Below are 21,700 nucleotides of genomic sequence, written 5' to 3' on the forward strand. Positions count from 1 at the left end.
TAGTATAGCCAATCATTTTACTGACATAGGTTTGACAGATGATTGAGATCCTCGTGGGCAGCCAAATGGGTGCAGCGGAATACACTGCAGAACAAGTAGCTGATACACTGGTACAAGCGGGTTATGAAGTCAGGCTGCATCTGACACCCGATTTAGAACAACTAGCCAGGAACTCTACCTGGTTAGTGATCACCTCGACCTACGGTGCGGGTGATCTGCCCGACAATATCCAACCCTTTGCGGATCAATTAGCACAAGATCGAAGTGATCTTACCACAGTTTCCTATGCCGTGATCACTTTAGGTGATTCCAGCTATGATACTTTTTGTCTGGCAGGTCGGAAAATCGAAGCCTTACTGGCAGCTAAGCAAGCAACAGCCCTGGGTATAAAGTTAGATATTGATGTATTGACAGCCGATTTGCCGGAGGATCAAGCGCTGGCCTGGTTGCCACAGTTTATGACATTAATAAGCTAAAAATCACTTCACTTCATCAACAATCGGCGTGATCGAATAAAAAAAGGCGGGCATTTCAGCCCGCCAAATACACAAGTCACTTTCCAGAAACTGGATGTCTTAAACAAGTCAACCAGTTGATTGCAGCAATTCACAATCAACTGGTTGCAGTATCAGCTTCCGTAAAATCAAACTCTTAATATCAATCTGATAAAAGCGTGATAAAAGCCGGATCCTGGTTATGATCAAGCTATACCTGGTTACCCACAGTTTTGGAGCATTTAAATAATTAATGTGCATAACTAAGGTATAAGTAGGTGTATATGCTGGTATTATCCTCTGCATCAAATTAATCGAGATCCGGTCTGTGTATAAGTAGGCGACTTAAACACAGGATCAACCGCAGTGGATCCGGATCAGATCACAGTTTAGATCTTTCGTAAGATCTTGATCCTCAGGGCTAAAAATAGCTTATCCACCTAAAATGGCTTCTCTAATAGTAAGAGTAATAAGAAGATCTAAATAAAGATCTTTAAATATTTAAAGAGATCCTCAAGGATCGTGATCGAATTTTAGTCGTTCCGTTTCAGGGCAGATCCAGTTACAATACGTGCCCCTTTTTTAGCATTCAGCTTGAAGTACCCGAGGCCAATATGTTGTTCCAACAGAGTTATGATGTGATTGTGGTCGGTGGTGGTCATGCCGGCACCGAAGCTGCGTTGGCAGCGGCACGCATGGGCATGCAGACTTTATTGCTGACACATAACGTCGAAACTTTAGGCTTAATGTCATGTAATCCAGCGATCGGTGGTATTGGCAAAGGCCATCTGGTTAAAGAAATTGACGCTTTAGGCGGTGCTATGGCCAAAGCGACGGATCTGGCCGGGATCCAGTTTCGCACACTGAATAGCTCAAAAGGCCCAGCAGTCCGTGCCACACGTGCCCAGGCCGATCGTCAGTTATATCGGGCAGCCATTCGGACCACTTTAGAAAACCAACCAAATCTGCAGATCTTTCAACAAGCTTGTGATGATCTGATCGTTGAAAATCATCAGGTTTGTGGTGTTGTAACCCAAATGGGCCTGAAGTTCACTGCCAAAACTGTGGTGCTGACGGTTGGAACCTTTTTAGGCGGCCAGATCCATATTGGACTTGAAAATTATAGTGGCGGTCGTGCTGGCGATCCTCCGTCGATTGCACTGGCGAGACGGTTACGGGATCTGCCCTTCCGGGTTGGTCGGTTAAAAACCGGTACTCCGCCGCGGATTGATGCCCGCAGTGTCGATTTTAGCAAAATGCAGCCACAGCCTGGTGATACCCCAGTACCAGTGATGTCGTTTATGGGCAAGGTCAGCGATCACCCGCAGCAAATTCCTTGTTACATCACCTACACCAATCAACAAACGCACGACATCATCCGTGGTGGCCTGGATCGTTCGCCCATGTATACCGGCGTGATTGAAGGCGTCGGGCCAAGGTACTGTCCTTCGATTGAAGATAAGATCAATCGGTTTGCTGATAAAGATAAACATCAGATCTTTATCGAACCTGAAGGTTTAACCACCCACGAACTTTATCCAAACGGGATCTCAACAAGTTTGCCGTTTGATGTACAACTGGCGTTGGTGCATTCAATTCCAGGTTTGGAAAATGCGCATATCACCCGCCCTGGTTATGCCATCGAGTATGATTTCTTTGATCCAAGAGATCTAAAAACATCACTCGAAACTAAATTTATCAAAGGTTTATTCTTTGCAGGCCAGATCAATGGTACCACTGGCTACGAAGAAGCTGGTGCACAAGGCTTGCTGGCTGGCCTCAATGCCGCATTACTGGTTCAGGAAAAAGACGCCTGGATCCCAAGCCGCGATCAGGCTTATACCGGTGTGTTAGTGGACGATCTGACGACCATGGGCACCAAAGAGCCGTACCGGATGTTTACCAGCCGGGCTGAATATCGGTTGATGCTGCGCGAAGATAATGCCGACTCCCGTTTAACGGCGAAAGGCCGTGAACTGGGTTTGGTAGATGATGTGCGCTGGGCAGCATTTAATATCAAAATGGAACAAATTGAACTGGAACGCCAACGTCTGAAACAGAACTGGATCCATCCGCAACATGCAGCGGTGGCGCAGGTGAACGCACTGGTGAAAACACCGTTAAGCCGTGAAGCAAGTCTGGAAGATCTGATCCGCCGTCCGGAAGTGAATTATCTGGATCTGATGGCGATCGAGGGGGTCGGCCCGGCTTTGCTGGATCCGGCAGCCGCCGAACAAGTTGAAATTCAGATCAAATACGAAGGCTATATCAATCGCCAACAAGATGAGATTGCCAAACACGAACGTAATGAAAACAGCCGTTTGCCAACTCAGTTTGATTATTCGGTGGTGAAGGGTTTATCCAACGAAGTGGTAATGAAACTGAATCAGTCATTGCCGGAAACGGTTGGCCAGGCATCACGCATTCAGGGTATTACCCCAGCCGCTATTTCGTTGTTGCTGGTGTATCTGAAAAAACAGGGTTTATTGCGAAAGTCTGCGTAACTTGATGATTGTAAATATTTTAATGGCGAATACATGAACCACTTGTTGGAAAATTTAACGAAACTGGTGGCACAAACCAGTTTGCAATTGTCAGAGTTACAGCTCCAGCAACTGGTGCAATACGTGCAACTGCTGGACAAATGGAACGGCGCTTATAACCTGACTTCGGTCCGTGATCCGGAAGAAATGTTGGTCAAACACATCATGGACAGCCTGGTGGTCGCGCCATATATTCAGGGCGAACGGATTATCGATGTCGGCACTGGCCCTGGTCTTCCTGGGATCCCGCTGGCGATTTGTTTTCCGGAAAAACAATTTACTTTGCTCGATAGCCTTGGCAAAAGGATCCGGTTTTTAAACCAGGTGAAATTGCAGCTGGGGCTCAAAAATGTCACACCATTGCAAAGCAGGGTTGAAGACCATCAGCCGGAACAAGGATATGACGTGGTGTTGAGTCGTGCTTTTGCGTCGTTAAGTGATATGATCGGCTGGTGCGCACATTTACCGGCTACCAATGGCCAGTTTCTCGCCATGAAAGGCGCTCAAGCGCAGGAAGAAATTGCAGCTTTGCCTGATTTTGTTAAAGTTGTCGCCAGTGAAACTTTGCAGGTGCCTGAGCTGAACGGCCAGCGTTTTTTGGTCATAGTCCAGAAGACAGAGCAAAAAACAGAGCAAAAAATAGTGCAGAAGGTTGCAATTCAGGCTGATTGATTGAGGGAGTACTGTGGGAAAAATCATCGCAATTGCGAATCAGAAAGGTGGTGTTGGCAAAACCACCACCGCAGTAAATCTGGCCGCTTCTATGGCCGCTACCAAACGCAAAGTATTGTTAATTGACCTGGATCCACAGGGCAATGCCACTATGGGCAGCGGCGTGGACAAATACGAAGTCGCCGCCACCGCCTATGAATTACTGGTTGAAGAAAAACCATTGCCAGAAGTGGTTGTCACTGAAACCGCCGGTGGTTACCACCTGGTGGCTGCGAATTCCGATGTCACCGCGGCTGAAGTTCGGTTGCTTGATGTATTCGCACGTGAACTGCGTTTGCGTAATGCCTTAAAAGATCATCGCGATAAATACGATTTTATTTTTATCGATTGTCCGCCTTCACTGAACATGCTGACGGTCAATGCGATGGCCGCTGCCGATTCGGTGCTGGTGCCAATGCAATGTGAATATTATGCGTTGGAAGGGCTAACCGCACTGGTCGAAACCATCAATAAGCTGGTGTCAGTGATCAATGCCGATCTGAAAATTGAAGGCATTTTGCGCACCATGTATGACCCGCGCAACCGCTTAGCCAATGATGTTTCTGAGCAATTAAAACGACATTTTGGTGAAAAAGTATACCGCGCCGTGATCCCACGCAATGTCCGGCTGGCAGAAGCGCCAAGTTTTGGTACACCTGTGATGTACTACGATAAAAGTTCGACCGGAGCCAAAGCCTATCTGGCATTGGCCGGTGAAATATTACGACGGGCCGATAAAAAAGTCGTCAAAACCACAGCCCCAGTTTGAGATTTGAAGGAATGAGTGAACAGATGTCGGTAAAAAAACGGGGTTTAGGACGTGGTCTGGATGCATTACTGACCAATGGCAGACCGGGAGCAACAGGCAATGTTGCGCCGGCTGAAAGTCATCCACACGAGCTACAAAAATTACCGATCGAATTTTTACAACCAGGCAAATACCAGCCGCGTAAAGACATGTCGCAGGACGCGCTGGAAGATTTAGCCAGTTCAATCCGCGCTCAAGGCGTGATCCAGCCGATAGTCGTGCGCCAGGTTGCGGATAACTTATACGAAATTATTGCCGGTGAACGGCGTTGGCGTGCCAGTCAGATCGCCGGTCTGGCTGAAGTACCCTGTATTATCAAAAACGTACCGGATGAAGCTGCTGTTGCCATTGCCCTGATAGAGAACATTCAGCGCGAAGACTTAAACGCGATGGAAGAAGCGGTTGCACTGCAGCGGTTATCGACAGAATTTGAACTGACCCATCAGCAAGTCGCTGATGCGGTGGGTAAATCCAGAACTACTGTGACCAATTTACTGCGGTTAAATCAGCTGGCGGATGATGTCAAAACCTTGTTGGAACATGGTGACATCGAAATGGGTCATGCCCGGGCGCTGCTGACCTTAACGCCAGAACAACAATCCGATACTGGTCGCGTGATCGCGGCAAAGCAGATGACCGTAAGGGAAGCTGAAGCTCTGGTACGGCGCATTCTGGAGCCACTGCCACCGGCGGAGCCAAAAGTAAAAGATCCGGATGTCGCCGCACTCGAGCAAACGCTGAGTGAAAAGTTTGCTGCGCCAGTGCATATCAGCTACAGCAAAAAAGGCAAAGGCGAATTGGTGATCGGGTATAGCAATCTGGCTGAGCTTGATGGAATTCTGGCCAAGCTTGGGGTGGCAGAGACTGAAATTTAAGCAGTCGGGTTACTAAAATACCGACAAATATAGCTGTGGCGCCGCTTTTGGTTGCAAAAATAAGGCAGTTAAGTATACTTGCGCGAGTTTTTTGCGTTGATAATTAAGCTTTTTTCGGGTGGTATTCGTTGATTTTAGCCACGTCAAAACAGCGCTACAAACTGATTTTAATAACATTTTTGTCGCAATTGGCTGCGGCTTCTGCCATCGCAGCAATGGTTTTTTGGGCATTTGATGCCTTAGCGGCAAAATCGGCGTTTTACGGCGCGTTATGTGTAGTTTTGCCCCATTGTGTGTTTACGTGGTATGTGTTTCGTTTTCGAGGGACTGATCAATTACAACTGATCCTGAAGTCCATTTATCGCGGCGAAACCTTCAAATTTTTATTGATGGCACTGCTGGTGATGGCGGTGCTGAAACATGCTGTAATAGTCGATTGGCTATTTTTTGCCGGACTAGTGTCCGCGTTGATATTACAGGTGTTTTTACCGATTTTGATTAACTACGATAATTGGGACTAACGATGGCATCTGGTGCTGAGCTTACAAGCAAAGAGTATATTACCCACCACTTGACCAACTGGAGTGTCGGCGAAGGTTTTTGGACCTGGCATGTTGATACTTTAGGCTGGTCAATTCTGACAGGTCTTATTTTCCTGTTCTCCTTCCGTGCAGTGGCAAAAAAAGCCAACGCCGGTGTCCCGACCAAATGGCAATGCGCCGTTGAAATGGTTGTGGAATTTGTCAACGACACCGTCAAAAGTACCTTTCATGGTAAAAGCGCTGTAATCGCGCCTTTAGCCCTGACGATTTTTGTCTGGGTGTTCCTGATGAACCTGATGGACTTAATTCCGGTCGACTTCATTCCTTACTCAGCGCAACTGATTGGCGGTGCTATGGGTTATGATCCGGCACATGTTTATATGAAAGTCGTACCGACCACAGATTTGAATATGACCATCGCCCTGGCACTGGGTGTGTTTATTCTGATGATCGGTTACTCAATCAAAATCAAAGGCGTAGGCGGTTTTATTAAAGAACTGACCACCCAACCGTTTAACACCCCTTGGTTGTACTGGTTCAACTTCATTCTGGAAATTGTAGCGCTGCTGGCGAAACCACTGTCTTTGGCACTGCGGTTATTCGGTAACCTGTATGCTGGTGAACTTATTTTCATCCTGATTGCCTTGCTTGGCGTGTGGCAGTTACCCCTGCACTTCCCATGGGCGATGTTCCACATTCTGGTTATTACACTGCAAGCCTTTATCTTCATGGTGCTGACAGTGGTTTACCTGAGTATGGCGCACGAGAAGCATTAATTTAGGTACAAAGATTTCGTTTTAACTTTAACTTTAACTTTAGAAACTTGGAGAAAATCATGGAAATGGCAGAAGGTTTAAAATTGATCGCAGTTGCTCTGTTAATCGGTTTCGGTGCTTTAGGTACTGCAATTGGTTTCGGTACTTTAGGTGGTAAATTCCTGGAGTCTGCTGCTCGTCAACCAGAATTAGCGCCTTCATTACAAGGTAAAATGTTTATTGTTGCAGGTTTAATCGATGCGATCGCAATGATCGGTGTAGCGATTGGTCTGTACATGCTGTTTGCGATGTAATTTGAGACATCCTACAGAACTTTTACTTTTGGTAATTAAGGAGAAGCGTTCGTGAATATTAACGCCACTCTCATTGGTGAGTTAATCGCGTTTTTGGTGTTCGTCATTGCCTGTATGAAATGGGTATGGCCACCAATTATCGGCGCCATTGAAACTCGTCAGCAAAAAATTGCAGATGGCCTGGCCGCGAGTGATCGCGCCGAACAGGACCTGCGTTTAGCGCAAGAGAATGCAAAAAAACAGCTGATCGAAGCCAAAGCTCAGGGTGCTGCCCTGATTGACCAGGCTAAAAAACGCGAAGCGCAGATTATCGAAGAAGCTGCAGTGAAAGCGCAGGCAGAGCGGGAAAAAATCCTGGCTCAGGCCAAAGCTGAAGTCGAAGCTGAACGCATCCGTGCGAAAGAAGATTTACGTAAGCAAGTGGCTGCTTTAGCAGTGGCTGGCGCAGAACGTATTCTTCAACGTGAAATTGATGAAGCTGCTCACAGCGACATCCTGGAAAAACTGGTAGCTGAACTGTAAGAGGATGAGCCATGTCTGATTTGACGAATGTAGCTCGTCCTTATGCCAAAGCGGCGTTTGACTTTGCTGTTGAACAAAAAGCTTTGGCGGCCTGGGCGGATATGTTGTTTTTTGCTGCTGAAGTAGCAAAGAACAGCGTGGTCGCCGAGCGCCTGCAAAGCAATGCTGGCGCGCAAGCGCAAGCCGAGTTTTTTATCCAGGTATGTGGTGCGCAACTCAATGAACAAGGCCAGAACCTGATTAAGGTGATGGCTGAAAACAAACGTTTATTGGCGTTGCCAGCGGTGTTTGAAGCCTTTGTAGTGCTGAAAGCCGAGTTCGAAAAAGAAGCAACTGTAGATGTTGTTTCTGCCACTGAACTGAATGCTTCACAGCAACAAAAGCTGATCGCAGCTTTATCACAGCGTTTAGCACGCAATGTTAAGTTGAACTGTAGCGTAGATCCGACAGTTGTCGGCGGTATGTTAATCAAAGCCGGTGATATGGTTATTGATGGCTCAGTTCGCGGTAAGTTAGACCGTTTAGCCACTGCGCTGCAGTCATAATTGGGGATTAGAGCATGCAACTGAATTCCACTGAAATCTCTGAACTGATCAAACAACGTATTGCTCAGTTTGAAGTTGTCAGTGAAGCTCGTAACGAAGGTACTATCGTGTCTGTTACCGATGGTATTATCCGGATCAATGGCCTTGCTGATTGTATGCAAGGTGAGATGATCGAGCTTCCTGGTAACCGTTACGCTATCGCACTGAACTTAGAGCGCAGCTCTGTTGGTGCCGTAGTAATGGGTCCATATGCGGACCTGCGTGAAGGTATCAAAGTAAAAGCTACTGGCCGTATTTTAGAAGTGCCGGTAGGTCCAGCTCTGTTAGGTCGTGTGGTCAACACTTTAGGTGAGCCAATCGACGGTAAAGGTCCAATTGCAGCCACTGCATTTGCGCCGGTAGAAAAAATTGCACCAGGCGTTATCGACCGTCAATCGGTTGATCAGCCAATGCAAACCGGTTACAAATCAGTCGATGCGATGATCCCTATCGGTCGTGGCCAGCGTGAGCTGATCATCGGTGACCGTCAGACAGGTAAAACTGCCCTGGCCATCGACGCCATCATCAACCAGAAATCTTCTGGCGTGAAATGTATCTACGTTTGTATCGGTCAGAAAGCTTCGACCATCGCCAACGTGGTACGTAAGCTGGAAGAACACGGCGCCCTTGCCCACACTATCGTGGTTGTTGCATCTGCTTCTGAAGCTGCTGCACTGCAATTCCTGGCACCATACTCTGGTTGCACCATGGGTGAATACTTCCGTGACCTCGGCGAAGATGCCCTGATCGTATACGATGACTTGTCTAAACAAGCTGTTGCTTACCGTCAAATCTCGTTGCTGTTACGCCGTCCACCAGGTCGTGAAGCTTACCCAGGCGACGTATTTTATCTCCACAGCCGTCTGTTAGAGCGTGCATCACGGGTGAACGACAACTATGTTGAGCGTCTGACCAATGGCGCAGTGAAAGGCAAAACCGGTTCTTTAACGGCGTTACCAATCATTGAAACCCAGGGCGGTGACGTTTCTGCATTCGTACCAACGAACGTGATTTCAATCACTGACGGTCAGATCTTCTTAGAATCTAACCTGTTCAACGCCGGTATCCGTCCAGCAGTTAACGCTGGTATTTCGGTATCGCGGGTTGGTGGTGCGGCTCAGACTAAAATCATCAAGAAGCTCGGCGGCGGTATTCGTCTGGCATTAGCCCAATATTCTGAACTGGCAGCATTCGCGCAGTTTGCTTCTGATCTGGATGACGCGACCCGTGCGCAGTTAGACCATGGCCAGAAAGTAACTGAACTGATGAAGCAGTTACAGTACGCGCCAATGGGCGTGGCTGATATGGGTGTGTCGATTTTCGCCATCGAAAAAGGCCACATGAAAGACGTTGAAGTTGCGAAAATTCTCGACTTCGAAGCGGCCCTGCTGGCTTACATGCACGCAGAGCACAGCGCGTTCATGGCTGATCTGAACAAAACCGGTAACTACAACGACCAAATCGAAGCCACGCTTAAAGGCGCGATTGAGAAGTTTAAAGCGACTCAAACCTGGTAATCAGGGGTTGGCATCGGGTGGTGGCAACACCACCCTTCGTTGAAATTTTCGGAGATTAGTCATGGCCGGCGCAAAAGAGATAAAAAGTAAGATCGGGAGTATTAACAATACTCGTAAGATCACCAGCGCTATGGAAAAGGTTGCGGTCAGCAAAATGCGCAGAGCGCAAGAGCGGGTCGCACACAGCCGTCCATACGCTGAAGGTATGCGCAAAGTGATCGGTAATATCGCCAATGGTACCCTCGAATATCGCCACCCGTTCTTAACCGAACGGCCAGTGAAAAACGTTGGTTACATTGTTATATCAACAGACCGGGGTCTTTGCGGCGGCTTGAATACCAACGAATTTAAACGTGTGATGATTGACCTTCGAACGTGGAAAGAACAAGGCGTGAATGCAGAGTTTGCCGTAATCGGTAACAAAGCGACGGCTTTCTTTAAACGTTTTGGCGGTAAAGTAGTTGCACAACAAGTGGGTTCAGGCGATACACCACGTTTGGCTGATGTGATTGGTACGGTCCGGGTCATGCTGAATGAATATTCAGAAGGCAAAATCGACCGCTTATTCCTGGTATACAACAACTTTGTGAATACCATGAAACAAGAGCCAGTCATTGAGCAACTCTTACCTTTGCCAAAAGCAGAGATGTCAGCCAGGAGTCATAGCTGGGACTACATTTACGAGCCAGATCCAAAAGCTATTTTAGACCAGCTTTTAGACCGCTACGTTGAGTCTCAGGTTTATCAGGGTGTGGTTGAAAATGCTGCCAGCGAACAGGCAGCCCGGATGGTCGCGATGAAAGCCGCCACCGACAACGCCGGCAGCCTGATGGATGACTTGAAACTGGTTTACAACAAAGCCCGTCAAGCAGCAATTACGCAGGAACTGAGCGAAATCGTCGGCGGTGCCGCAGCTGTTTAACGCCCTGGTTTACAGGTTTGAGAAATTAGAGGAATTAACATGAGTCAAGGTAAGGTAGTCCAAATCATTGGCGCCGTTGTGGATATCGACTTTCCACAAGAATCGGTACCTGGGATCTATGACGCGTTAAACGTAACAAACGGCGACCTGGCTGGCTTAGTACTTGAAGTACAGCAGCAGTTAGGTGGCGGTACTGTGCGTACCATCGCGTTAGGTTCAACCGACGGTCTGCGTCGTGGTACTGAAGTTGCCAACACTGGCAAAGCAATTCACGTTCCGGTGGGCAAAGCCACACTGGGTCGGATCATGAACGTACTGGGCGAGCCAATCGACGAAGCTGGCCCAATCGGTGAAGAAGAGCGGATGCCTATTCACCGTGCAGCACCAAGCTACGAAGACCAGGCCGCTTCTAACGCATTGTTAGAAACCGGTATCAAGGTTATCGACTTGGTTTGCCCGTTCGCTAAAGGCGGTAAAGTAGGTCTGTTCGGTGGTGCCGGTGTCGGTAAAACCGTTAACATGATGGAACTGATCCGGAACATCGCCATCGAGCACAGCGGTTACTCAGTATTCGCCGGTGTAGGTGAGCGTACCCGTGAAGGTAACGACTTCTACCACGAAATGAACGACTCAAACGTTCTGGACAAAGTATCACTGGTCTACGGCCAGATGAACGAGCCGCCAGGTAACCGTTTACGTGTGGCACTGACCGGTCTGACGATGGCTGAGAAGTTCCGTGACGAAGGTCGTGACGTACTGTTCTTCGTAGATAACATCTACCGTTACACCTTAGCCGGTACTGAAGTATCTGCACTGCTGGGCCGTATGCCATCAGCAGTAGGTTACCAGCCAACGCTGGCGGAAGAGATGGGTGTCCTGCAAGAGCGGATCACGTCAACCAAAACTGGTTCTATCACTTCTGTGCAAGCCGTTTACGTACCAGCGGATGACTTAACTGACCCATCACCAGCGACCACGTTCTCTCACTTGGACGCAACAGTGGTACTGAGCCGTAACATCGCATCACTGGGTATTTACCCGGCGATCGACCCACTGGATTCAACTTCTCGTCAGTTAGATCCACTGGTTATCGGTAAAGAACACTATGAAGTGGCTCGTGGCGTGCAGTCAGTACTGCAACGTTACAAAGAGTTAAAAGACATCATCGCGATCCTGGGTATGGACGAACTGTCTGATGAAGACCGGACGACTGTATTCCGTGCTCGTAAAATTCAGCGTTTCCTGTCGCAGCCGTTCTTCGTTGCTGAAGTATTCACTGGTTCACCAGGTAAATACGTGCCGCTGAAAGAAACTATCCGTGGTTTCAAAGGCATTCTGGAAGGTGAATTTGATCACATGCCAGAACAAGCCTTCTACATGGTTGGTTCTATCGACGAAGCGATCGAAAAAGCGAAGAAGCTGTAATTTTACAGCTTTAGGAGAGCGAAATGGCGATGACAGTACAGTTAGACGTAGTAAGCGCTGAAGAGAAAATTTTCTCTGGCCTTGTTGAGTCTATACAGGTGACTGGTAGCGAAGGTGAACTGGGTATTTTACCTGGTCACATTCCACTGCTGACCGGCATCAAGCCAGGTATGGTACGGATCGTAAAACAATTCGGCGAAGAGCATCTGATTTACGTAGCGGGCGGGGTACTTGAAGTACAACCTCATACGATTACAGTGCTGGCCGATGTGGCAGTCCGTGCCGAAGACCTGGACGAGCAAGCAGCGCTGGCCGCACAAAAAAGTGCGACCGAAGCAATGCAACACGCCGGCGCCGACTTCAACTACGCAGAAGCTGCGGCCCAGTTGGCCGAAGCAATTGCGCAGTTGCGTCTTATCCAGAAACTGCGCAAAAAGTAATTATTCTGTTACTTGTTAAGAACCACCTTCGGGTGGTTTTTTTTTGCCTTTTTGCTGAACCTCCGCCAGCAATGTCAGATAGGTTTTTGGCAATAGTGACTCTGCACTCCTGCTTATTGCAAACTAGCACTGTAATTTAAAGCCAGATCCGATAAAATCCTGCAATCAACTGAAAAGGATTGGCAGAAAATGGCGTTAAACGTAGTGATCCTGGCGGCCGGTAAAGGCACGCGAATGAAATCTTCCCTCCCGAAAGTACTGCACAAGGTGGCCGAACGCTCGATGGTGCAACATGTCATCGATACCGCCAACTCATTAGGCGCCACCCAAATTAATTTGGTGTATGGCTATGGCGCTGAGCAACTGAAAGCTGGTTTAGGTGAACAACCGCTGCATTGGGTACTGCAAGCCGAACAGCTGGGTACCGGGCATGCGGTGCAACAAGCTGTGCCTCATTTGGCCGATGATGATACCGTGCTGATTTTATATGGTGATGTGCCGCTGACCCGCCAGGAAACGCTGGAAAAACTGCTGGCGGCGCGACCGGCGCATGGGCTGGCGGTGTTAACGGTAATCCTCGACAACCCAAGCGGTTATGGCCGGATGGTGCGGGAAAATGGTCTGGTGGTGGGCATTGTCGAACAAAAAGACGCGACGCCGGAGCAGCTGAAAATCAACGAAGTCAACAGCGGCATTATGGCGGTACCAGGCAAACAGCTGAAACATTGGCTGGCCAACTTACAAAATAATAATGCGCAGGGCGAATTTTATCTGACCGACATTATCGCCATGGCGCATAAAGACGGTGTGGAAATCGCCACCGCTCATCCTGCTGATCCTATCGAAACCGAAGGCGCTAATAACCGGGTGCAACTGGCACAGTTAGAGCGTGCATATCAAAAACGCAAAGCTGAAGAGCTGATGCTGAGTGGTGCTAATTTACGCGACCCAGCACGCATTGACGTGCGCGGGAACGTGACCGTTGGCAGCGATGTGATGATCGACGTCAACGTGATTTTTGAAGGCAAAGTGGTGCTGGGTAACGGCGTATCGATTGGTGCCAACTGTATCCTGAAAGATGTCACCATCGGCGATAACACCGAAATCAAACCAAATTCGATGCTGGAAAGTTCGGTGGTGGGTGCTGATTGCTCAGTCGGTCCTTATGCCCGCATTCGGCCGGATTCAGTACTGCTCGATGACAGCCATGTCGGTAACTTTGTTGAGCTGAAAAAAACCACCCTGGGTAAAGGCTCGAAAGCCAATCACTTAGCTTATTTAGGCGATGCCATCATTGGCAGTAAAGTGAATATTGGTGCCGGTACCATCACTTGTAACTACGATGGCGCCAACAAGTCGACCACCACCATTGAAGATGGCGTCTTTGTCGGCTCCAACAGTTCGCTGGTGGCGCCGATCACTTTGGGTCAGAACAGTACCGTCGGTGCCGGTTCAGTGGTCACCGCCAGTGTCGCGGCCGATGAACTGGTGGTTGCGCGTTCGAAGCAACGTCATATCACCGGCTGGAAACGCCCGGTGAAAAAAGCAAAATAATCGTTTGTGTTTAGCGCCTATTTCGCTGCCATCAGCGGTTAAACAACCATCGTGATGGCAGCCCCTTCGTCAGTTGCAAGGAGTTTTGACATGAAAGTTTCCGCTTTGATCCGAAGCAGTGTTGTGGTTGCGATCACCACGCTGTTGCTGCAAGCACCGGCATTTGCCGCCAGTTCAGTGTGGAAAATCTCCAAAGGCAACGACGAGTTGTATCTGGGAGGCACCATCCACATGTTGCCACCCAGTGCTTTTCCGCTGCCGGCGGAATTTGAGCAAGCTTATCAAAAAGCCGATGTGGTGGTGCTGGAAGCGAAATTGCCAGATCCTGCCGATCAACAAGCAACCATGGCGATGATTGCAAAACTGTCGTACAGCAATGGCGATACCTTAACGCAAAAACTAAGCCCGAAGGTGCGGCAGAGCCTGACCGATTATCTGAAGACGTTTAACCTGACACCGCAGCAGTTTAACGCCTTTAAACCAGGTTTTGTGGCGATGCAGATTGCCATGTTGGAATTGCAAAAAGCCGGGATGGCCGGTGAAGGCGTGGATGCTTATTTTGTCAAAAAAGCCACCACCGACGCAAAAACCCAACAGTATCTGGAAACGGTGGAATTTCAGCTGGATCTGATGGCGGCGATGGGCGCCGGGACTGAAGATCAGTTTATGCTGGCGAATTTAAAACGTGCTGATGAAACCGCAGAACTGCTGCGCCAGTCGATTGCGGCTTGGCAGGTGGGTGATATTCAGGCGTTGGAACGGATTTTACTCAACGATGCCCGTGCTGATGATCCGGCGTCCTTTGCATTGCTGTTTACCCAACGCAATCAGGATTGGATCCCAAAAATTCAGCAGCTGTTTGGTAATGGGCAGCGGGAGCTGATTTTAGTCGGTGCCGGTCATTTACCCGGCAAAGATGGTGTGCTGGCATTGTTAAGCACAGCAGGTTATCAGGTGGAGCATTTTACAGCGGTACAGCCTAAATGATGGGTCGCTATTTCCCGAAGCTCCGCTGGGCTTTGCTGTTGATGCTGTGGTTACTCAGTGGCTGTCAGCATAGCAACCAGTTGGCGCTTTATAGTCTGAGTCAAAGCGAATTAAATCAGCAGCTCACCGGCGTGGTGTCGCAGCTGCAGCAAGATGTGCGGTTAGCCGGTATTCCGCTGCAGTTGCAGGTCAATACGTTACAGGCGGTGATTGCCCCTGACGGTCAGCCAGTGATCGAGCTGACTTTGCAGACCGAAGCCGTGGCACAGCTGCTGATGTTAAAAGCACCGCTGCAATTGGCGTTAAGGTTGCGGGCTGAACCCTATTTTGACCAACAACGGCAGGCTGTTTATTTACGTCAATTCAGTGTTGTGCAGTCGGATCTACAGGCTGGTCGTTGGCAAGGCAAGTTAAAACCACTCAACCGCGAATTAGCACAGTTACTCCAACAAATGTTGGCACAGCAGCCGGTGTATCGGCTGGACCCAACCAAGTTTAGTCACCGTGCGCTGCTGAATATACCGCTGGCTCTCAAACTGTCACCGGGCAACTTGGTGTTGTCGCCCGCTTATCGCTGAACGCTACTCGCCGCTGTCAGTTGATGCGCTATGGCGCGCAGCAGCTGGTCATCGGAAATTTGCAATTGTTTTGCTGCCTGCACCAACTGGGTAATTTGTGGCAAAATTCTGATGATTCTGCTTTGCTCGTCTTCTTGTTGTCCTGATAACTTTGCCACCGTCATCGGTTTGCCGCGCTGGCGTTCCAGTAATCCTTCAGCCTCCAGCAAGCTATAGGCTTTGGAAATGGTCATCGGATTAATGGCATTGCTGTTGGCGAGTTCGCGCACCGACGGCATTTCGGTCCCTGGCTGCAGTTGGCCACCGGCAATCAGTCGCTTTATTTGCTCGACCAATTGCCGGTAAATCGGCTCGCCGGCGTTCGGGTTTAAAATAAACATCGAACCTCCGCGCTAGAGCAGTTGTTTGGGTTTAAGTTGCGAATAATCCATGTTCAGCCAACGGGCTTTTCCATAACGCCGCAATGAATACACCGGTAACACCAAGGCCAGACTGGTCAGATAAATGAGCTGCGGCATAGCCCAAAGAAAATCTATCGCCACCAGCAGTGCCAACAATAACAACAGATTGGCACTGATACTCCACCAGAAATGTTGCCCGGCCAGGGCAAAAATCAGATAACAGAGCAACAAGGTCGCGCTGATCCCATAACAAAGGAGTGGCACGATCATCGGGTAAGGAACCAACAGCAACATCAGAACCAGCGTCATCGCCAGATAAGCCAGCAGTTCCTGAAAATACACCCGCTCAGCAAAACCGTACATAGTCTGACGACAGCCGCCCAGCACCAACCAGCACCGCCCCAGGCGTTGTGACAATTTTTGCTGCTGTGCACTGAGCGTAAACAGCGGGCAAAGTGTTAATAACACCAGAAATGTTTGTTCACTCCATAGCCGAGACGACGGCTTGTCCGGACTGCCGAACAGGATGCTGATCAGCCAAAAAGTCGCAGGAGCCAGCCAGGTTGCCCAGGTCGCCCGTACCAGCGATGCGACCCAGCTGTCACCATCCCCAAGCAACATGGTGCCGGCCAGACTCGCCGGTCGGCGGGTTAAGCGCAGCAGCCATGGAATTTCAATCCCATACAATGCAAAGACAGAGGTTCGTTTTGCATCATCACGGACGCGTCGCGCCGGATGTAACCAGCGATACTTCATCCAAAGCCACATTAGGACTGTCATCGCGATGACCAAACTGATGAACCAGGCTGATGAGCGATGCTCCACCAGCCAGGTGCGACTGTCCGGTCGCATGACAATCACCATCAGCAACACTATTTCAGCCAACAATGGCCAAAGATGTCTGACATAAATCGTTGGCAGCATCACCAGACTGAACAGCAACGCCACATAAGGCAGGTGAAACCAACTGGGAGACGCTGCTTTTAAGGTCATTCCTGTGATCACCAGTAGCCACAGCGCCAACAAAATCAACAGTAATATCAGCAGCGAGGATTTAAAGTGCGGCAACAACAGCCAGCTTTTTCTACTGGTTAAATTATTGATTTGGATTGGAATACTCAGGTGGAGGCTCAACAGTCCGACGATGCCGGAGATCAAAGGCAGACCTGCGTTACTGACAATGCCAACCAGCAACAGTCCGATCGCCAGCAACCAGGCCATTGCCAGCCAACGGCTTGGCCAAAAGACCGCTTGTGTGACCGCCAGCAGTGGTTGCCATGACCAGGTTCCGGCGAACCAACGACTGGCCAGCGGTAGGCTGAGGCTTCGGGTCATCGATTCAGCTCCAGGAAAATTTCCTCCAGCGACAAGTATTCCACCTGGATCGCCGGATAGCTGGCTTGCAGGCTAGCCAATTGCCCTGGCTGCCAGTCTTGGACTGTTAAGGTGGTGCTGTTGCCTAATTGCTGGCGGCGGACCAAGGTCAGCTCCGTGGGAACTTCAGTTAAGGTTTGTGGGAAATGCAGGCGGACGACCGACTCTTTCAGGTCGTCCAGCGGCCCTTGAAACGCCAGCTCACCATTTTTCAGCAGCCAGACCTGATTGGCGATGCGCTCCATATCTGAGACGATATGGGACGAGAAAATAATAGCGCGTTGTTGCTCGGCGGCAATGTCGATCAGTTCTGCCAAAAACTGGCGGCGGGCCATTGGATCCAGACTTGCCACCGGCTCATCAAGGATCAGTAATTCCGGCTGATGGCACAGTGCCAGCACTATCGACAACTTTTGCCGTTCACCCAACGACATTTTACTGATGCGGGTATTCAGTGGGATTTTCCAGCTATCGACCAGTCGATCGCAACAAGCCTGATCCCAATGGGTTCTGAATTTGCTGAACAATTTCAGCTGCTCGGCACCCGTCAGCTGCTCCAGTAGTTCGTCCTGCTGCGGCACAAAACCGATATGTTGTTTTTGCTGCTGAGTCAGCGCGATACTAGGCGTTTGCCACAGCTTCACTTCGCCGCCATCCGGCACGCCGAAGCCAAGAATGGTATGCAATAAGGTCGACTTCCCGGCGCCATTTTTTCCCAGCAATGCGACCACATCACCACGCTTGATGTGCGCTGTTAAACCATTTAATACTTTGTGTTGGTTAAAGGTGCGCACCAGCGCGTCCATGGCAATGATCACTTGTTGATCCCTGTGTTATCCGAGTGGGTGTATTGCTACAGTAATACACTTGGCAGTGAACGATCAAGAGGCTACGCTGCGGAACATCATGGTAAATGAGGAGTGATTGCGGGGGATGACGGCCACGTAGCTCTGCGCGACCGTTGACGGTTGTTGATATCGGTTCTTACAATTTCACAGTGGCTACGTAAGTGCTCAGACTGCTCAGCACCAGCTGCAACGACACAGGTTGTTGCCATACCAGTTGATGAAACTTCGCTTCCAGCGGCGCCAATAACGGGCTGCACAACAGCAATAGTAAACATAACAACGCCAGTAAGCGACATAATTGCCAGCCTGAGGGCAGGACAATCAGTTCAATGTGGTCAACATCCTTCATTTTGGTGCTCCGGCAGATCCTGGTACTGATTGGGTACGCGTTAGTGTTGATTGGTCGCGGCCACTTCGCTAAAAGTTTAAGCCTTTGGCGAAAAAATCGTAGGCACAGGTGATAACAGGTTGAAATTACGCGCTGACCGGTTAAATAGTTCAGATCAATGGCCAACAGGTCTATTCACACCACAGGTTAATCCGCCTTGCCATCCAGCTGATATTTCTCCAGCCGGTATAAAAAGGCTTTGTAATTGAGTTGCAGCAACCTCGCCGCCTTAGTGCGGTTGCCGTCACTCAGTTGCAGCGCTTGCTCCAGGCAGCTGCGTTCCAGCGCTTCGAAATGAATACCGGTGGCTGGCAACACAAAGCCTTCGCTGGTGCTGAGCGCTGTTTGGGTGCGCAACGTAAGCTGCAAGTCCGCCAGCAGTTCCTGCTCATCTTGCAACAGCACAAAACGCTCGATTTTATTGCTCAGTTCCCGCACGTTGCCCGGCCACGGATATTCAATCAGCGCCTTGAGCACCACTTTAGACAGCGGCGGCAACTGTAGCCGATAGCGTTGTTGTTGCAGCTGCATAAAGTGCTGGATCAGTTTGGGAATATCTTCTGTGCGCTCACGCAGCGCCGGCATATGCACCGGCACCACATTCAGCCGATAGAACAAATCCTGGCGAAAGCGCCCTTCGGCAACGCCGCTGGCCAAATCCTGATGGCTGGCGGCGATGATCCGCACATCCAGTTTAATTTCCTGATGACTGCCCAGTCGGGTGACTTTGCCTTCTTGCAATAACCGCAGCAGTTTTGCTTGCAGCGGCAATGGCAGCTCGGCAATTTCATCCAGAAATACCGTGCCGCCCTGAGCAGCTTCAAACTTACCGGCTTTACTTTGCACCGCACCGGTATAAGCGCCTTTTTCCGCCCCAAACAGTTCAGCTTCGGCCAGGCTTTCCGGAATAGCGCCGCAGTTAATCGCGATAAAAGGCGCGTCACGGCGGGGGGATAGCTGATGCAGCGCCCGCGCCGCCAACTCTTTGCCGGTGCCACTTTCGCCGCTGATCAGCACAGTCACATCACTACCGGCGACTCTGGAAATCCGCTGAAACAGCTGCTGCATACAGGGGGCATGGCCAATCAGTTCGACCAGCTGTTGTTGTTCACCCAATTGCGCCGACAGTTGCAAATTCTGCTGCCGCAGCTGACGGGCGCGCAGCCCTTTGCTGATCGCCAGTAGCAACTCCTGGCGCTTAAAAGGTTTGGTCAGATAATCATCAGCACCGGCGTGGATTGCTTCAACGGCATGGCTGACTGAACCATAAGCGGTCGCCACCACAAAACCAGTGGCGGCAAGGTGCTGGCGGACATATTGCAACACCTGCATGCCATTACCCGTCCCCAGCTTCCAATCACACAACACCAGCGAGATCGCGGGTAGTGCTTTTAGCGTCAGAATGGCACTTTCGACACTGTCGGCCTGATGCAGCACATAACCTTCGCTGCTGAGCAACTGACAAATCAGTTCTCGTTGGCTATGGTCGTCTTCAACCACTAACAGTTGCAGGTTCATGCGGTTGCTCCCGGTGCCGAACAGATGCGTAATGTCGCAATACAGCCACTGTTTTCAGCCGGATGTAACTCGACACTGCCTTGATAATAGCGTTGTAATAAACGCTGACACAGATATAAGCCCATCCCGGCGCCTTCAGCTTTGCTGCTGATATGCGGCTGAAATAAAGCCGCTGCAATGTCCGGCGCCAGACCCGGGCCTTGATCACGGACACTCAGCACGGCGCCACCTTGCATTTTACTCAGGCTGATTTGTACCAGACCACCCGGTGGACTGGCTTCAACCGCATTACTGATCACCGCGTGGCAGATACTGCGCAGTTCTGTTTCAGCACCATGAATGGCCAGAGTTTCCGGTAAATGCAGCTCGATGTGCACCGGCTGACTTGAGAATTCCAGCGTGATGTCTTTGAGTACCAACGGCAATGAAACCGGCTGACTGCGATCAACCCCTTCACAGCTTAACGTCAACAATGCCGTCAGAGTACGGTTGATATGCTGCATTTTTTGTTCAATTAGTTTTTGCAACGCCTGCTGCTCCGGCGCCTGTTGCGGCAGTTGCTCCAGTGCCAGCGCCATGGTGTGAATTGGATTCCGCAGCGCATGCACCAGGCCACGACTGATTTCGCCCAGTTCAGCCAACTGTTGTTGCTGTTGCATCTGTTCGCGTTGTTGCGCCAGTTCATCCAGTTGCCGGCTGGCGTGGTTAAATTGCTCCAGCACATACTGATATTCGGTCAAGGTGGATTGTTGGGGCAGCTGCACCGCATTTTCGCCAGCGGCTAAGCGCCGAAACCCCTGTACCAACAATTGCAAAGGGGCGATCAACCGGTAACCCAGCCACAACACCAGCAGTAACGCCAGGGCAATGGTCACCGCCAGCGCCATCACCTGATAAGCCAAATATTTTTGCAGCAGTTGTGCGCTACTGTCGTTGCGTTCCAGTTTAAATTGTTGCACCCACTGTGCGCTGCCGGGCTGGTCGGTTTTCAGTTCCACCAGAATTTGTTCCAGCTCTTGCTGCATTACGCCGGGTAATGCGTCAGTTGGTGGTGTATTCAGTCGGATCACTTTGACCCGTTTATTGGTGGCATGTTCCGGGTCCGGTTTTGTGGTCGTTGCCTCATCCTCAGTGCTAAAGACAAAACTTTGCCCTTCAGCACTGATGTTATGAGTGACCAGTTGCAGTTTTTCCGCAGTTCGAGCCAAGACTAACTTACTCAGCTCGCCACTTTGGGTGGTCAGTTGTTGCTGCAATTGCTGCTGGAACCACCATAAGGTGCCCAGTTGTCCGATGGTCATCAGGGTGAAAATGCCACATAACCCTAGCCCCAGTGCTTTTTGAATTTTCATCCTGACTCTCCCGGTTCAGCTGCAATCTCGACCTGGTTGCAGTACTTAGGATGGCATAGTCAAATTTAATGCCAACCATGAATTTCATAAAATATCGGTTAAATTTGAACAAGTTACAAGAAATGCTTGCCGCTGCTGTAACGCCAGAACGGGAAAAATGCGGATATCGGGAAGGAATTATCCCGATATCAGGATTATTTAAAGTGACTGCTGGTTGTTGAATTTTATGTATTTGATATTTAAAGATA

General features: G+C 49.8%; 23 protein-coding genes. 17 read left to right on the top strand and 6 right to left on the bottom strand.

Going from position 1 to position 21,700, the window contains the following annotated elements; all coding sequences use genetic code 11:
• The first annotated feature begins 38 nt into the window (after positions 1–38).
• The 17 genes from mioC to EOE67_RS07435 all read left to right on the top strand — a co-directional run bounded on the left by mioC (position 39) and on the right by EOE67_RS07435 (position 15,571).
• Positions 39–476, top strand: a complete 438-nt coding sequence (gene mioC / locus EOE67_RS07355; protein ID WP_127698393.1) for an FMN-binding protein MioC — start codon at positions 39–41, stop codon at positions 474–476.
• Positions 477–1,108: 632 nt separating this feature from the next.
• Positions 1,109–2,998 carry a tRNA uridine-5-carboxymethylaminomethyl(34) synthesis enzyme MnmG gene (gene mnmG, locus EOE67_RS07360; protein ID WP_127698394.1) on the top strand — a complete coding sequence of 630 codons (1,890 nt, stop codon included), beginning with the start codon at positions 1,109–1,111 and terminating at the stop codon, positions 2,996–2,998.
• A gap of 33 nt (positions 2,999–3,031) precedes the next feature.
• Positions 3,032–3,709 (top strand): 16S rRNA (guanine(527)-N(7))-methyltransferase RsmG, encoded by a 678-nt coding sequence (gene rsmG, locus EOE67_RS07365; RefSeq protein WP_240652741.1) that lies wholly within the window; start codon positions 3,032–3,034, stop codon positions 3,707–3,709.
• Positions 3,710–3,722: 13 nt separating this feature from the next.
• A complete protein-coding gene (locus EOE67_RS07370) occupies positions 3,723–4,517 on the top strand; it encodes a ParA family protein (protein ID WP_068069424.1) in 795 nt (264 codons plus the stop codon).
• 23 nt (positions 4,518–4,540) lie between these two features.
• Positions 4,541–5,431, top strand: coding sequence for a ParB/RepB/Spo0J family partition protein (locus EOE67_RS07375; protein WP_127698395.1), 891 nt, complete (start codon positions 4,541–4,543; stop codon positions 5,429–5,431).
• Positions 5,432–5,559: 128 nt separating this feature from the next.
• Positions 5,560–5,952 (top strand): ATP synthase subunit I, encoded by a 393-nt coding sequence (locus EOE67_RS07380; RefSeq protein ID WP_127698396.1) that lies wholly within the window; start codon positions 5,560–5,562, stop codon positions 5,950–5,952.
• 2 nt (positions 5,953–5,954) lie between these two features.
• The gene (gene atpB / locus EOE67_RS07385; RefSeq protein WP_127698397.1) at positions 5,955–6,749 is read left to right on the top strand and encodes a F0F1 ATP synthase subunit A; all 795 of its coding nucleotides are present in this window, start codon (positions 5,955–5,957) and stop codon (positions 6,747–6,749) included.
• A gap of 59 nt (positions 6,750–6,808) precedes the next feature.
• Positions 6,809–7,042 (top strand): F0F1 ATP synthase subunit C, encoded by a 234-nt coding sequence (gene atpE, locus EOE67_RS07390; protein ID WP_127698398.1) that lies wholly within the window; start codon positions 6,809–6,811, stop codon positions 7,040–7,042.
• 51 nt (positions 7,043–7,093) lie between these two features.
• The gene (gene atpF, locus EOE67_RS07395) at positions 7,094–7,564 is read left to right on the top strand and encodes a F0F1 ATP synthase subunit B (protein WP_127698399.1); all 471 of its coding nucleotides are present in this window, start codon (positions 7,094–7,096) and stop codon (positions 7,562–7,564) included.
• An 11-nt stretch (positions 7,565–7,575) separates the two neighbouring features.
• Positions 7,576–8,109, top strand: a complete 534-nt coding sequence (atpH, locus tag EOE67_RS07400; RefSeq protein ID WP_127698400.1) for a F0F1 ATP synthase subunit delta — start codon at positions 7,576–7,578, stop codon at positions 8,107–8,109.
• A gap of 14 nt (positions 8,110–8,123) precedes the next feature.
• Positions 8,124–9,665, top strand: coding sequence for a F0F1 ATP synthase subunit alpha (atpA, locus tag EOE67_RS07405; RefSeq protein ID WP_127698401.1), 1,542 nt, complete (start codon positions 8,124–8,126; stop codon positions 9,663–9,665).
• Between the two features lie 61 nt (positions 9,666–9,726).
• Entirely contained in the window at positions 9,727–10,587 is an 861-nt protein-coding gene (gene atpG / locus EOE67_RS07410; protein ID WP_127698402.1) for a F0F1 ATP synthase subunit gamma, read from the top strand.
• A gap of 39 nt (positions 10,588–10,626) precedes the next feature.
• On the top strand, positions 10,627–12,012 hold the full coding sequence (gene atpD / locus EOE67_RS07415; protein ID WP_127698403.1) for a F0F1 ATP synthase subunit beta: 1,386 nt from the start codon (positions 10,627–10,629) through the stop codon (positions 12,010–12,012).
• Positions 12,013–12,035: 23 nt separating this feature from the next.
• The gene (locus EOE67_RS07420; protein ID WP_068069462.1) at positions 12,036–12,452 is read left to right on the top strand and encodes a F0F1 ATP synthase subunit epsilon; all 417 of its coding nucleotides are present in this window, start codon (positions 12,036–12,038) and stop codon (positions 12,450–12,452) included.
• Positions 12,453–12,641: 189 nt separating this feature from the next.
• A complete protein-coding gene (gene glmU / locus EOE67_RS07425) occupies positions 12,642–14,006 on the top strand; it encodes a bifunctional UDP-N-acetylglucosamine diphosphorylase/glucosamine-1-phosphate N-acetyltransferase GlmU (protein WP_127698404.1) in 1,365 nt (454 codons plus the stop codon).
• 90 nt (positions 14,007–14,096) lie between these two features.
• A complete protein-coding gene (locus EOE67_RS07430; RefSeq protein ID WP_164852248.1) occupies positions 14,097–14,993 on the top strand; it encodes a TraB/GumN family protein in 897 nt (298 codons plus the stop codon).
• Positions 14,990–15,571, top strand: coding sequence for a DUF1439 domain-containing protein (locus EOE67_RS07435; RefSeq protein WP_127698406.1), 582 nt, complete (start codon positions 14,990–14,992; stop codon positions 15,569–15,571). The genes EOE67_RS07430 and EOE67_RS07435 overlap by 4 nt, the downstream gene beginning before the upstream one ends.
• Here EOE67_RS07435 and EOE67_RS07440 read toward each other — a convergent pair.
• From EOE67_RS07440 to EOE67_RS07465, 6 genes are all read right to left on the bottom strand, one after another.
• Positions 15,562–15,951 (bottom strand): GntR family transcriptional regulator, encoded by a 390-nt coding sequence (locus EOE67_RS07440; protein WP_127698407.1) that lies wholly within the window; start codon positions 15,949–15,951, stop codon positions 15,562–15,564. The two genes, EOE67_RS07435 and EOE67_RS07440, sit on opposite strands and share 10 nt — an antisense overlap.
• A gap of 12 nt (positions 15,952–15,963) precedes the next feature.
• Positions 15,964–17,307, bottom strand: a complete 1,344-nt coding sequence (locus EOE67_RS07445) for a hypothetical protein (RefSeq protein ID WP_127698408.1) — start codon at positions 17,305–17,307, stop codon at positions 15,964–15,966.
• A complete protein-coding gene (locus tag EOE67_RS07450) occupies positions 17,304–18,164 on the bottom strand; it encodes an ABC transporter ATP-binding protein (RefSeq protein WP_240652742.1) in 861 nt (286 codons plus the stop codon). Before EOE67_RS07450 ends, EOE67_RS07445 begins: the two co-directional genes overlap by 4 nt.
• 166 nt (positions 18,165–18,330) lie before the next feature.
• The gene (locus EOE67_RS07455) at positions 18,331–18,543 is read right to left on the bottom strand and encodes a hypothetical protein (RefSeq protein ID WP_127698409.1); all 213 of its coding nucleotides are present in this window, start codon (positions 18,541–18,543) and stop codon (positions 18,331–18,333) included.
• Between the two features lie 186 nt (positions 18,544–18,729).
• Positions 18,730–20,100 (bottom strand): sigma-54-dependent transcriptional regulator, encoded by a 1,371-nt coding sequence (locus EOE67_RS07460; protein WP_127698410.1) that lies wholly within the window; start codon positions 20,098–20,100, stop codon positions 18,730–18,732.
• Positions 20,097–21,452 (bottom strand): sensor histidine kinase, encoded by a 1,356-nt coding sequence (locus EOE67_RS07465; RefSeq protein WP_127698411.1) that lies wholly within the window; start codon positions 21,450–21,452, stop codon positions 20,097–20,099. The genes EOE67_RS07460 and EOE67_RS07465 overlap by 4 nt, the downstream gene beginning before the upstream one ends.
• Positions 21,453–21,700: the final 248 nt, after the last annotated feature.

This window comes from Rheinheimera riviphila, assembly GCF_004005945.1.
Taxonomy (GTDB): domain Bacteria; phylum Pseudomonadota; class Gammaproteobacteria; order Enterobacterales; family Alteromonadaceae; genus Pararheinheimera; species Pararheinheimera riviphila.

What these genes read in the sequence shown, in the direction of transcription:
- EOE67_RS07440 (WP_127698407.1), bottom strand. Translation starts at nt 15,951, where the DNA reads ATGTTTATTTTAAACCCGAACGCCGGCGAGCCGATTTACCGGCAATTG.
- atpH (WP_127698400.1), top strand. Translation starts at nt 7,576, where the DNA reads ATGTCTGATTTGACGAATGTAGCTCGTCCTTATGCCAAAGCGGCGTTT.
- EOE67_RS07455 (WP_127698409.1), bottom strand. Translation starts at nt 18,543, where the DNA reads ATGAAGGATGTTGACCACATTGAACTGATTGTCCTGCCCTCAGGCTGG.
- glmU (WP_127698404.1), top strand. Translation starts at nt 12,642, where the DNA reads ATGGCGTTAAACGTAGTGATCCTGGCGGCCGGTAAAGGCACGCGAATG.
- atpA (WP_127698401.1), top strand. Translation starts at nt 8,124, where the DNA reads ATGCAACTGAATTCCACTGAAATCTCTGAACTGATCAAACAACGTATT.
- EOE67_RS07375 (WP_127698395.1), top strand. Translation starts at nt 4,541, where the DNA reads ATGTCGGTAAAAAAACGGGGTTTAGGACGTGGTCTGGATGCATTACTG.
- atpD (WP_127698403.1), top strand. Translation starts at nt 10,627, where the DNA reads ATGAGTCAAGGTAAGGTAGTCCAAATCATTGGCGCCGTTGTGGATATC.
- atpG (WP_127698402.1), top strand. Translation starts at nt 9,727, where the DNA reads ATGGCCGGCGCAAAAGAGATAAAAAGTAAGATCGGGAGTATTAACAAT.
- EOE67_RS07420 (WP_068069462.1), top strand. Translation starts at nt 12,036, where the DNA reads ATGGCGATGACAGTACAGTTAGACGTAGTAAGCGCTGAAGAGAAAATT.
- EOE67_RS07465 (WP_127698411.1), bottom strand. Translation starts at nt 21,452, where the DNA reads ATGAAAATTCAAAAAGCACTGGGGCTAGGGTTATGTGGCATTTTCACC.
- mnmG (WP_127698394.1), top strand. Translation starts at nt 1,109, where the DNA reads ATGTTGTTCCAACAGAGTTATGATGTGATTGTGGTCGGTGGTGGTCAT.
- atpB (WP_127698397.1), top strand. Translation starts at nt 5,955, where the DNA reads ATGGCATCTGGTGCTGAGCTTACAAGCAAAGAGTATATTACCCACCAC.
- atpE (WP_127698398.1), top strand. Translation starts at nt 6,809, where the DNA reads ATGGAAATGGCAGAAGGTTTAAAATTGATCGCAGTTGCTCTGTTAATC.
- EOE67_RS07430 (WP_164852248.1), top strand. Translation starts at nt 14,097, where the DNA reads ATGAAAGTTTCCGCTTTGATCCGAAGCAGTGTTGTGGTTGCGATCACC.
- EOE67_RS07460 (WP_127698410.1), bottom strand. Translation starts at nt 20,100, where the DNA reads ATGAACCTGCAACTGTTAGTGGTTGAAGACGACCATAGCCAACGAGAA.
- rsmG (WP_240652741.1), top strand. Translation starts at nt 3,032, where the DNA reads ATGAACCACTTGTTGGAAAATTTAACGAAACTGGTGGCACAAACCAGT.
- mioC (WP_127698393.1), top strand. Translation starts at nt 39, where the DNA reads ATGATTGAGATCCTCGTGGGCAGCCAAATGGGTGCAGCGGAATACACT.
- EOE67_RS07445 (WP_127698408.1), bottom strand. Translation starts at nt 17,307, where the DNA reads ATGACCCGAAGCCTCAGCCTACCGCTGGCCAGTCGTTGGTTCGCCGGA.
- EOE67_RS07435 (WP_127698406.1), top strand. Translation starts at nt 14,990, where the DNA reads ATGATGGGTCGCTATTTCCCGAAGCTCCGCTGGGCTTTGCTGTTGATG.